General features: G+C 59.6%; 9 protein-coding genes. 4 read left to right on the top strand and 5 right to left on the bottom strand.

Features of this window, described 5'->3' with window-relative positions; translation table 11 throughout:
- The first annotated feature begins 132 nt into the window (after positions 1-132).
- Positions 133-2226: a putative bifunctional diguanylate cyclase/phosphodiesterase gene (locus AC6BYQ_RS00415; RefSeq protein ID WP_498056070.1), complete on the top strand. Its 2094-nt coding sequence runs from the start codon at positions 133-135 to the stop codon at positions 2224-2226.
- Here the strand turns inward: AC6BYQ_RS00415 and AC6BYQ_RS00410 are convergent.
- Positions 2223-3419: an MFS transporter gene (locus AC6BYQ_RS00410; protein ID WP_498056069.1), complete on the bottom strand. Its 1197-nt coding sequence runs from the start codon at positions 3417-3419 to the stop codon at positions 2223-2225. The genes AC6BYQ_RS00415 and AC6BYQ_RS00410 overlap by 4 nt on opposite strands.
- Positions 3420-3565: 146 nt before the next feature.
- Here AC6BYQ_RS00410 and AC6BYQ_RS00405 point away from each other — a divergent pair, with 146 nt between their 5' ends.
- Positions 3566-4483, top strand: a complete 918-nt coding sequence (locus AC6BYQ_RS00405) for an ABC transporter substrate-binding protein (protein ID WP_498056068.1) — start codon at positions 3566-3568, stop codon at positions 4481-4483.
- Positions 4484-4526: 43 nt separating this feature from the next.
- On the opposite strand, the gene AC6BYQ_RS00400 is transcribed toward AC6BYQ_RS00405, so the two are convergent.
- Positions 4527-6311 (bottom strand): sigma-54-dependent Fis family transcriptional regulator, encoded by a 1785-nt coding sequence (locus tag AC6BYQ_RS00400; RefSeq protein ID WP_498056067.1) that lies wholly within the window; start codon positions 6309-6311, stop codon positions 4527-4529.
- A 275-nt stretch (positions 6312-6586) separates the two neighbouring features.
- Between AC6BYQ_RS00400 and exaC the strand changes: the two genes are divergently transcribed.
- Entirely contained in the window at positions 6587-8107 is a 1521-nt protein-coding gene (gene exaC, locus AC6BYQ_RS00395) for an acetaldehyde dehydrogenase ExaC (RefSeq protein ID WP_025159746.1), read from the top strand.
- 64 nt (positions 8108-8171) lie between these two features.
- Here exaC and adhP read toward each other — a convergent pair whose 3' ends face one another.
- Positions 8172-9188 carry an alcohol dehydrogenase AdhP gene (gene adhP / locus AC6BYQ_RS00390; RefSeq protein WP_004928541.1) on the bottom strand — a complete coding sequence of 339 codons (1017 nt, stop codon included), beginning with the start codon at positions 9186-9188 and terminating at the stop codon, positions 8172-8174.
- Between the two features lie 271 nt (positions 9189-9459).
- On the opposite strand from adhP, the gene AC6BYQ_RS00385 reads away from it, so the two are divergent.
- On the top strand, positions 9460-9660 hold the full coding sequence (locus tag AC6BYQ_RS00385) for a hypothetical protein (protein WP_432525198.1): 201 nt from the start codon (positions 9460-9462) through the stop codon (positions 9658-9660).
- A gap of 65 nt (positions 9661-9725) precedes the next feature.
- Here the strand turns inward: AC6BYQ_RS00385 and blh are convergent, their stop codons facing one another.
- Together blh and AC6BYQ_RS00375 are read right to left on the bottom strand one after the other, a co-directional pair.
- Positions 9726-11084 (bottom strand): bifunctional sulfur transferase/dioxygenase Blh, encoded by a 1359-nt coding sequence (gene blh / locus AC6BYQ_RS00380; RefSeq protein WP_498056316.1) that lies wholly within the window; start codon positions 11082-11084, stop codon positions 9726-9728.
- Complete coding sequence (locus AC6BYQ_RS00375) at positions 11032-11928, bottom strand: sulfite exporter TauE/SafE family protein (RefSeq protein ID WP_230328901.1); 897 nt, start codon at positions 11926-11928, stop codon at positions 11032-11034. Before AC6BYQ_RS00375 ends, blh begins: the two co-directional genes overlap by 53 nt.
- Between the last annotated feature and the right edge of the window lie 62 nt (positions 11929-11990).

Genomic DNA, 11990 nt, shown 5'->3' with positions numbered 1-11990 from the left:
GGATGTATTCCATGCTAGCGGGCTGATTTTTAGCCGTGCCCGCTGGCTATTCCCATTTTCATTGGCAAAACTATATTGAAAGAGGCTCTGCTATAGAGCGAGAATATGGGTAATTTTCCGAGGAAATACCGCATGACCCTGTTGCCCAAGCAGACCAATAACAAAAATCCGATTGATCTCTATGGCGAAATCGTAGACGACTTGCCCGGTCTGATTTGCTTCGGCAACCGCCTTGGCGGCTACTTTAATAAACAGTGGCGCGACTATACCGGCGCAAACGCCGGCGAGCACGGCGCCGCCGACTGGCTCGATGCCCTGCATCCCGACGATCGCGATCGGATGGCCGCGCAATGGCGCCAGGCGATCGTCGCCCTCTCCTCGTTCGCCGGCGAAGCTCGCCTGTGCGATCGCCACGGCATCTACCGTTGGTTTATGCTGGCGTTCAATGCCCGCCAGGATGGCATGGCGTTAGAGCCCAGCTGGTACCTCGCCGCCACCGATATTCATCTGCAAATGCTGCAGCGCCAGCAAAACGTTCAGGCGCTCTCCATCCAGCAAGACATGCTGGACGCCAGCCTCGACTGTATCAAAGTGATCAATAACGACGGGACGCTGCGCCATATGAACCGGTCCGGCAGCCTGGCGCTCGGTCTTGACCCGGCGCAAAAAGAGTTTGGCATGTCCTGGCTGGGGTTGCTGTCGCCCGAAATCCGCCGCCGTGGCCGCAAGGCGCTGCGCAGCGTCAGAGCGGGTAAAAATGCGCGCTTCACGGGATTGAGCGTGACGCCGCAGGGCAAAAAACAGCACTGGGACAATATTCTCACCCCGGTCAGCGACGAACACGGCGCGGTGGCCGAGATCTTGTGCGTCTCGCGCGACGTAACCTCGCAGCGCGTGATGGAGCAGCGTCTGTTGCTCGCCAGCGAGTATGACGAATTGACCGGCCTGCCCAACCGGCGTCTGTTCAAGAAAAAACTGAAGCAAGAGATGAAACGCGCCCTGCACGGCGGCATGTCGCTCGGGCTGATGCTGTTGGACCTTGACCATTTCAAGCTGGTGAACGACACGCTGGGCCACGCAGCGGGTGACCATCTGCTGCGGGTGCTGGGTAAAAGGCTCAGCGCCTGCATGAATACCCACTCGTTCGTCTCGCGTCTCGGCGGCGACGAATTCGCCGTGGTGATAAGCGACGTCGAAAACGAGCAGGACATTTTTCGCATCGCCAACAAGTTTTTGTTACAGCTGGAGACGCCGATCACCCACGGCGGCAAAACGCTGCATTGCGGCATGAGCATCGGCGGCGCTATCTATCCCAAAGACGCCCGCGACGCTTCAGAGCTGATGAAATGTGCCGATACCGCGCTGTATGAGTTGAAGGACGGCGGCCGCGGCGGCGTTTATATGTTCGATCGCAAGATGATGGACAAAGCCAGCGCGCGCGCCAGCCAACTCAACTACGCGCGTCAGATCGTGCGCGACAACTGCATCCGCCCCAACTATCAGCCGAAGGTCTGCCTGACCGACGGTAGCATTGTCGGCTTCGAAGCGCTGCTGCGCTGGCATTGCCCGGTCAACGGCGTGCAGTTGCCGGCGACGGTGAGCGAGGCATTCAACGACTACGAGCTGGCGACCAAAATCAGCGAAGCCATGCAGCTGAAGGTGTTCGCCGATATCGCCCGTTGGCGCGCAGCCGGCGTGGCGGTGCGGCCGGTTTCGCTGAACGTGTCGCCGATCGAATTTTTACGCGACAATTATGCCGAAACCTTCCTGCAGCGCCTGCTGAAATTCCATATTCCCCACCACCTGATCGAACTGGAAGTGACCGAACACGCGTTCAACAAACACGGGTCGAAATACGTGCTGCGCGCGCTGCAAATGCTCAAGGAAATGGGCATCCGCATCGCGTTGGACGACTTCGGCACTGGCCACTCCTCCTTCAGCCATATCATGGATTACCCGCTGGACTGCATTAAGCTGGACTGCGACTTTATTCAACGCATGAACACCGAACCGGCGATCCTGGCGATCGTGGAAAGCATCGGCATTCTCGGTCAAAAACTGTCGATCGATATCATCGCCGAAGGCGTGGAAACCGAGCAGCAGCGCCAAACGCTGTGCGAAGCCGGTTTCCATATCGGCCAGGGTTTTCTGTTCAGCCGGGCGGTGGAGTCCCAGCAGGTGCCCGAGTTGCTGCAGGCGATGCCGCAGTTTGTCGAGGGCCGCTAAGCGCCCTGCCGTTCGCCGAACGGTGCCAGCTTCATGCCGACCAGCGTCACCACGCAGACGATCGCCCCGGCGTAAAAGGTGGAGGCGGAACCGAACAGTTCCCACAGGGTTCCGGCCCCGAGACTCGCCAGCAGCAATGCCACGCCGCTGATCAGATTGAACATGCCGAACGCGGTGCCGCGCAGGTGCGCCGGCGCAGTGTGCGCCACCATCGCCGCCAACAGTCCCTGCGTCATGCCCATGTGCACGCCCCACAGCGCCACGCCAAACAGCACGCCCGCCCAATGATCGCTCAGCGCCAATACCAGGTCGGCGGCGATCAGCACCAGCAGCCCGGCTTTCAGCAATCCTTCATGGCTCATGCGGTCGGACAATTTACCGAACGGATAGGCCGAACAGGCGTAGACCAGATTCATGGCGACCATCACCAGCGGGATCAACGCCAGCGGCGTGCCGCCCTGCTGCGCCTTCAACACCAGGAACGCTTCACTGAAACGCGCCAGCGTAAAGATCGCGCCGATGCTCACCACCCACCAATAGCTGCGCCCCAACAGCCGCAGGTTGGCGCGGGTAATCGGGTTGGTGCGCTTGTGGGTTATCGCGGCGGCCGGCTCTTTCAGGCCGAAAAACAGCAGCGCAATCGCCAGCGCCGCCGGGATCGCCGCCACCCAGAAGATGGCGCGAAAATCGTTGTGCCACAGCAGCATCAGGCCAACGGCCAGCAGCGGCCCTAAAAAGGCGCCGACGGTATCCAGCGACTGGCGCAGCCCGAAAGCCGCGCCGCGAATTTCCGGCGGCGTCACGTCGGCCACCAGGGCATCGCGCGGCGCCCCGCGGATGCCTTTGCCCACGCGATCCAGCAGGCGCGCGCTCATCACCATGCCGGACGACGACGCGATGGCGAAAAACGGTTTGCTGATGGCGCCCAGCCCGTAGCCCAGCAGCGCCAGCCCCTTGCGTTTACCGAGATAATCGCTGAGCACGCCGGAGAACACCTTAACGACCAATGCCGTCGCCTCCGCCAGCCCTTCGATCAAGCCGATGACTATCACGCTAACGCCGAGCGTCGTCGCCATAAACAGCGGCAACAGGCTGTGGATCATTTCCGAGGAAACGTCCATCAGCAGGCTTACCCCACCCAACACCCACACGCCGCGCGGTATGCGGCCCAACGTAGCGAAGCGCGACAGCATGGCTCATCCTCGATGTCTTCAGCGCCGGCGGCGCATCATGATTTTTCCAAGATTGGTTAGTTGATTTTGTTCGTTCACAGATCTGCCGCCTTCAGAGATAGTGCAACGACCGTGTGACACCCATAATAATGAAGGTAATTAACATAATGATAGATAGCAAAAAAATGATAATGATTGCGGCGCTGCTGAGCTTTTCCGCCGCCGCCGCACCGGGCGTGGATCTCGTCGCCAACGAAACGCCGATCCACACGGTGAAGAGCGCCGAAGCCGTGGCCAAAATCCCCGCCGGCTTCCGGTTCGTGGAACCCGGCACGCTGACGGTCGCCATCTCCCTGCTGGGCAGCGGCCCGCCGTTCGGCCTGTACGCCCGCGACAATAAAACGGTGATTGGCAGCGAGGCGGACATTGCGCGCCTGGTGGCCGACGGTTTGGGGTTAAAACTCAAGCTGGTGCCCACCTCGTGGGAAGACTGGCCGCTGGGGGTGGCCTCCGGCAAATATGACGCCGCGGTTTACAACATCACCGTGACCAACGAACGTAAGACCAAATTCGATTTCGCCACCTATCGGCAGGATACGCTGGGTTTCTACGTCAAATCCGACAGTAAAATCACCCAGATCAAAACGGCGCCGGATATCGCCGGTAAAAAGATCATCGTCGACTCCGGCACCAATCAGGAAGCGGTGCTGCTGGCCTGGGACAAAGAGAACCGCGCCAAAGGGCTGGCGCCACTGCAGCCGGTGTATGTCACCGACAAGGCCGCCTCCACGCTGGCTATTCAGTCCGGCCGCGCCGACGCCACCTTCGGGCCCAACGTTTCAGGCGCTTATCAGGCGCGGCTGACCGGCAAAACCCGGCTGGTGGGCATCGTGCCCGGCGGCTGGCCGAAGACCGCCAACATCGCCGTCACGCTGAAGAAAGGCAACGGCCTGGTGGACGCGGTGCAGGCTTCGCTCAACGGCGCCATCGCCAACGGCAGCTATCTGCAGGTATTGGATCGCTGGGCGGAGAGCGACGAGAAAATCGACCATTCGCAGATTAACCCGCCGGGACTGGGGGATTGAGATAAGCACAGGCCCCGCGCGGCGGGGCCTTACCGACGGCCAATCATGCCGTTTCATTCCCCAGCGCTTTCTGCCTCCCCAGCTTGCGATACAACGTGCTGCGCGAAACGCCGAGCGCTTTCGCCGCCCGGCTGAGGTTGCCATTCGCCTTGTCGATCGCCGCCTGCAGATCCCCAAGGCCGGCGTCGGCGTCCACCCGCTGTGGCGCCAACACCGCGATGGACTGCGGCAGATCGTCCAGGCTCAGCACTGCGTGATCGTCCGCCAGCGCCAGCAGCACTTTGAGCGTACTCAGCAATTGCCGCACGTTGCCCGGCCACGGATAGCGCGCCAGCATCGCCAGCGCCTCCGGCAACAGCCGAATGCCGCGCCGATCGCCGCCCAGCTCTCGCCACAGCTGCAGAATGAAGGTCTCCAATTGCGCTCGCTCTCTGAGCGGCGGGATGCGCAGGCTGTATTCCTGGATGCGATACAGCAAATCCTCGCGAAACGCCCCTGCCTGCACCAGCCGGTGCAGATCGTGGTGGGTGGCGCAGACCAGCGCGAAATCGACCGGATAAGCGCTGCGGCTGCCGAGCGGCGTGACGGTTTTTTCCTGCAGTACCCGCAGCAGGCGCGTTTGCAGGCCCGCCGGCATGTCGCCGATCTCATCCAGGAACAGCACGCCGCCGTCCGCCTCGCGGATCTTGCCGATATAACCTTTAGGGTTGGCGCCGGTAAACGCCCCCGGCGCATAACCAAACAGCTCGGACTCGATCAGCGGTTCAGGCAGCGCCGCGCAATTGATCGCCACAAAGTTGCCGTTGCGCCAGCGGCTCTCCTGGAACAGGCGGCGGCTGAAGTGCTCTTTGCCGCAGCCGGTTTCACCGGTCACGCACAAGGCGAGGCCGGCGTTGAGAATGCGCAACGCCTTCTGATGTTGTTCGTCGGCTCTTTCCTCCGGCGGCACCGAACGCAGGGCGCTGACGCGGCGCTGCGGCGCCTCGAGCAGCGAATAATAATGCCGTTGATTGCCGGCCAGCGTCTGACGCGGCGCGCCGGCGGGCTGCCGTAATAGTTCGGGGAACAGCTGGGCGAACTCAAGCGAGCCAAAGGCCGCCGGCGAGAGTTGAAACTCCATCATCGCCAACCGATTGGCGGCGACCAGCACTTCGTCGTGGAATACCAGCAACAGCTCCTGCGCGCTGCCCAGGCGACCGGCATCGGCGTGCAGGCGCAGCGTCCAGTGGCGATCGGCGATCGCGCTTCTGACCCAACGGTGTTCGATATGCCGCACCGCCTGCATGATCAGGCGCTGCGCGTCAGGATACGGACGCTGGGCGGGCGCGGAGAGATCCAGTATGCCGGCAATGCGGCCATCCGGCCGATAGATCGGCGCGGCGGTGCAGTTCAACCCGGCATTTTGGTTGAGAAAATGCTGGTCGCCGCGCACTTCGCAGAAAGCGCCCAGCGCCAGCGCGGTACCGATGGCGTTGGTGCCCCGCTCCGCTTCTCCCCACTGGTTGCCCGGCGCCAGCGCAAAGCGCGACGCTTTGTGCAGAAAGTCGGTATTACCGCAGGTTTCCAGCACCAGCCCGTCGGCGTCGGCGATCACTACGATGGCGGGTTGGCGCGTAATTTTCGCGCCCAGCTGCTCTATCAGCGGCTGCACCCGCTGCGGCACCCAATCGTTGCGGCTGCGCAGCTCTTCAAGCAATCCGGCTTTGATAAACGGGATATGTTGATCGGTGCGCGTCAAGCCATAACCCTGGCTGCGTTGCCAGGATTCCGCCAACGGCTGGGTCAGCAAGCTGGCGCCCTCTGCGGGCAAGCGGTCGTCAGGCAACATGCGTTTCTCCCCCGTTCGCGAGTGTTGCAAACTTGTATCATAAATGTGTATCAGGCGTTGCGACACGGGACACAAAAAATCATCGGCGACGGCGACGCCGCGCGATTCGCCAAGCGGCATGAATTTCTAATTCCATAATAAACAATCACTTTTAATAAGCACCCTTGCCCTTCATCAATCTGGCACGGGGCGTGCTTCTCTGTGCGGCGGCGACATGCCGCACTCACAGGCGCAGCGCAATAGCGCCGGTTATCATCTGCAGAGAGGTGCTTCACATGAAATATGTCCACCCCGGTTTGCCTGGCTCGCTGGTTTCGTTCCGCAAACGCTATGGCAACTACATTGGCGGCAAATTTGTCGAACCGGTATCCGGCAACTACTTCACCAACACCTCGCCGGTGACCGGCCAGCCGATCGCCGAATTCCCGCGTTCCGACGCCAAAGACATTGAGCTGGCGCTCGACGCGGCGCATGCGGCGGCGGACGCCTGGGGCAAAACCAGCGTGCAGGAACGTTCCAACGTGCTGCTGGCGATCGCCGATCGCATCGAGTCGCGGTTGGAGATGCTGGCGCTGACCGAAACCTGGGACAACGGCAAACCGATCCGCGAAACCCTGAACGCCGATCTGCCGCTGGCGGTCGATCATTTCCGCTACTTCGCCGGCTGCCTGCGCGCGCAGGAAGGCACCGCAGCGGAAATCGACCAAAACACCGTGGCCTACCATATCTATGAACCGCTGGGCGTGGTCGGCCAGATCATTCCGTGGAACTTCCCGCTGTTGATGGCCGCCTGGAAACTGGCGCCGGCGCTGGCGGGCGGTAACTGCGTGGTGCTGAAACCGGCGGAACAGACGCCGCTCGGCATCAGCGTGTTGATGGAAGAGATCGGCGATCTGCTGCCGCCGGGCGTACTCAACGTGGTGCAAGGCTTCGGCGCCGAGGCCGGCGAAGCGCTGGCGCGCAGCAAACGCATCGAAAAAATCGCCTTCACCGGTTCCACGCCGGTCGGCCGTCACATCCTCGCCTGTGCGGCGGAGAACATTATCCCCAGTACCGTCGAGCTGGGCGGCAAATCGCCGAATATCTATTTTGAAGACATCATGCAGGCGGAACCGGAGTTTATCGACAAGGCGGTTGAGGGGCTGGTGCTGGGCTTCTTCAACCAGGGTGAGGTTTGCACCTGCCCTTCACGGGCGTTGATTCAGGAATCCATCTACCCGCAGTTTATGGAGAAAGTGCTGGCGCGCATCGCAGCCATCCGCCAGGGCGATCCCTTCGACACCGAGACCATGATCGGCGCCCAGGCGTCCAAGCAGCAGTACGACAAGATCCTGTCCTATATCGACATCGCTAAAAACGAGGGAGGCAAAATCGTGGTGGGCGGCGAACCCGCCCAGCGTGGCGACGAAGTGCAAAACGGTTTCTATCTGCAGCCAACGCTGATTACCGGCAACAACAGCATGCGTTTCTTCCGCGAGGAAATCTTCGGGCCGGTGATTGGCGTCACCACCTTCAAGGATGAGGCCGAAGCCCTGGCGCTGGCCAACGATACCGAGTTTGGACTGGGCGCCGGGTTGTGGACCCGCGACATCAACCGCGCCTACCGCATGGGACGCGCGATCAAGGCCGGCCGCGTATGGACCAACTGCTACCACCTGTATCCAGCGCACGCCGCGTTCGGCGGCTACAAGAACTCCGGCATCGGACGCGAAACCCACAAGGCGGCGCTGTCGCACTATCAACAGGTGAAAAACCTGCTGGTCAGCTACGACGCCAAACCGCTGGGTTTGTTCTGACTCGCGGTAACAACAACAAGGCCACCCGCAGGTGGCCTTTTTTTCACGCAGTGGATGACGCGGGTTATTTCGCCATGCCGAGATCGATCACCATGCGCCCGCGAATGGTGCCGGCTTTCATCTCATCGAAGATGGCGTTGATATCGCCCAGCGGCCGCTTGGTCACTTTCGGCGTCACCTTGCCTTCGGCAGCGAACTGGAACGCCTCTTTCAGGTCTTCGCGCGTGCCCACCAGCGAGCCGACCACCTGAATGCCGTCCAGCACCAGGCGCGGAATGCTCAGATCCATGCTCTCCGGCGGCAGCCCCACCGCCACCACTTTACCGCCGGCGCGCACCGCATTGACCGCCGAGTTGAAGGCGGCTTTCGCCACCGCCGTCACTACCGCCGCATGAGCGCCGCCGGTTTGCTGCTGAATGATCTCTTCCGCATTTTGCGTTTTGGAGTTGATGGTCAGATCGGCGCCGATCTGTTTGGCGAACTCCAGCTGGCCGTCGTTGACGTCGATGGCGATCACTTTGGCGTTAAACACGTTCTTGGCGTACTGCAGCGCCAGGTTGCCCAGCCCGCCCAGGCCATAGATGGCGATCCACTGCCCCGGTTTGATATCGGAAATTTTCACCGCTTTGTAGGTGGTGACACCGGCGCAGGTGATGCTGCTGGCGGCGAAAGAATCGAGCCCGTCCGGCACTTTCACCGCGTAGTCCGCCACCACGATGCACTCTTCCGCCATGCCGCCGTCAACGCTGTAGCCGGCGTTTTTCACCGAGCGGCACAGGGTCTCGTTGCCGCTGACGCAATACTCGCAATGGCCGCAACCCTGGTAAAACCAGGCGACGCTGGCGCGGTCACCCACTTTTAACGAGGTGACGCCCTCACCGACGGCGGAGACCACGCCGATGCCTTCATGCCCCAACGTAATGCCCGGCACCTCGCCGAAATCGCCGTTTTTCACGTGCAAATCGGTGTGGCACACCCCGCAACACTCCATTTTCAACGCCGCTTCGCCGTGCTTGAGCGGGCGCAGCACTTTATCCTGAATATCTACGGTATGGTTTTTCGTCACTACGGCAGCTTTCATGGTGTTTTCCTTAGCAGAGTGGGAAGTACAGTTGTTAATGTAGTGACTGTATTCGGTGAGGGCAAGCACCGCGTGTTTTGTGTAAAAACAAATAATTAAATATGAATCAGGATGATTATTTCATAAAAAAAAATTAACAGACGGCGCGATCTCATTCGAATTGACAGCCGCCCCAGCGGCGGCGGATGATAAGAAAGGGTCAAGATATTGCCTACATGTCATCAACGAGGCGCGATCGGGCCACCAACGCAAAATGAAGAGGCAACTGCACATGTTCTCCAAAATACAGTTCCGCTGGTGGAGCGTGCCACTGGCCGTGCTGCTTACCGTTGCGCTCTTTATGGCGCTGGATAGCTGGGGCCTAACCCAGGGGGTTAGTGGCTTGTTGCGTTCGCTGCTCGTGAGCAGCGTCAGCGTTATTTTGCTGTATGGCATCAACCGGATTGCCGCAAAACAAGCATCAAACCACTGACACCACGGCCCTACTGCCGGCGCCGATGATTTCTGTCTATTCCACCTGAAATGTTGTTGTTTGACTCATCCCTTGAATCGATTAACAGGAATTTTGAGGTAGTGCTGCCCATCGTCTTCGCAGTCGGGCAGCACGCCGCCGCGGATGTTGACCTGCAGCGCCATCAGCATGAGTTCCGGATGCGGCAGCGTGGCGTCCCGCTGCTTTCTTTGCGCAATAAATCGGGACTTATCCATATTGACCACCCAGGGATTGTTCTCGCGCTGCTCTCTCACCGTGCTTTCCCAGCGGGCCTCACGCCCCGCCGGGCGGTAATCATGGCCGGTAAACAGCCGGGTATCCGCAGGCAGGCTCAGAATCCGCTGCAATGAATCCCATAAGACTTCCGCATTGCCGCCGGGGAAATCGGCCCTTGCGGTGCCGCTGTCCGGCATGAAGAACGTATCGTGGATAAAGGCCGCATCCGCAATGTAATAAGTGACCGACGCCAGAGTGTGCCCGGGAGACAGCAAGACTTCAGCGCGCAGGTTACCGATAAAAAAGACGTCTCCATCCGCGAACAGCGCATCCCAGACGGTATTGGCCGCAGGCAGGTCTTTTAAATTGTAGATCTCTTCCCACAGCCCCTGAACCGCGGCAATTTTTTCGCCGATGCCGGTGAAGGCGCCGGTTTTCTGCGCCAGCCAGGTGGCGGCGGAGAAGTGGTCGGCATGCGGATGGGTATCCAATACCCAGGCGACGCCCCACCCCCGTTGCTGAGTAAAATCCAGGATCTTGCGGGCCTGCTGGTGCGATACCGTTCCCGAGCGGCGGTCAAAATCCAGCACCGGATCGATGATCGCACAGCGGCGCGCTGCGGGATCGGCGACGACATACTGCAGGCTGCCGCTTTCCGGCTCATAAAACGCGTGCACTTCCGCGTGAGGCTGAACGGCCTGATGCCGACCATACCAGCCCAGCGCCTTATCGGCATCGGCGCCATACTCTGCGCACTGGCTGCGAAATTGCGCTTCGTCTATCTGGCCTTCGCGCAGCGCATACAGCAGGGAAAGGCAGGCAGAACGCGCTCCGCTCCTGCAATGCGCCAAGGTCTTCTCACCCCGCCGCAACAGGTAATGGAAGGTATAAACGGTCTCCCAGGTCAGCGTGTCGAACGTGTAAGGCAGATAGACGTAGCCCATTCCCCATTGCTCAGCCAACGCTTTCTCTTGTTGATGGTTAAGGTACTCTCCCGGCTCTTCATCTGGTCGATTGTTGACGATAAACCGATAGCCTTGTTGATGCAGGATAGCGAAATCATTCGCTGCGGGCGCCCCCGAAAAGGAGAGCTGATGATGGTAAGTACGGATGTGCATATTTTTTCCTTTTGTTTTATAGGCTTTTAAAAAGCATATAAAGGGCCAGCACCAGCAACATGCCGGCATAGAGCACACGGATAATGTCCTCGCGTTTTTTCAGGCGCTCGGTGAGCGTCACTCCCACGACGCCCCCCAGAACGCCGCCGACAATGAGCCAGCAGGTAATGGCCAGCGACACCTTGCCGGACATGGCATAGCTTGCGCTTGTCGATAATCCCATGGCGGAAACCACGACCAGTGAGGTCGCCACCGCTTCAACCAGCGAAAAGCGGAAGAACCAGAGCAGCGCCGGCACCACCAAAAATCCGCCGCCGATGCCCAAAAAACCGGCCACCGCGCCCAGCGCCAGCACGCTGGGCCACACGATGGCGGGATGAAATGTCGGATGGGAGGACGGTAATCCGTTGCCTGCCCGATGATTTCTTTTCAGCGTCAATCCGGCGACAACCAGCATCAGCAAAGAGAAAGGCAGGGTTAAATGGTGCCCGTCCGTCATTTTTCCCACCTGAGAGCCCACCAGCGTTCCCACCACCGCCACCAGCGAAACGGTAACGCCGGTCTGCCACCGGACGTTTCCTTTGGCGGCATGAACAAAAAGATTGATCAGCGCGCTAATGGCAACGGACATGGCACTGGTGCCTATAACCAAGTGGGTATCCGGGATTTTCACCATATACAGCAGCAAGGGCACGCAGACGATGGATCCGCCTCCCCCGGTCAGAGCCAGGAGAAATCCGACTATTCCCCCGGTTATCACCAACAGCGTCAGGGTATAAAAAGTAAAATGGAAAAAATCCAATGCATTAATTCCCTTTCGATATTTATGGCATTTATTAACGATCAGTTTTCGTTGATTGTCAAATAACTTATTACATTTAGCTATTACATATAGCAAAATCGAATATGTCATTTTTAATATAACCATAAGTTCTATAAATTATCTTTAAATCTGAGCCGCAACCCCCTACTTTC

This window comes from Serratia sp. LTN-2, from assembly GCF_059740205.1.
This window is presented reverse-complemented; position numbering and strand designations above follow the sequence as displayed.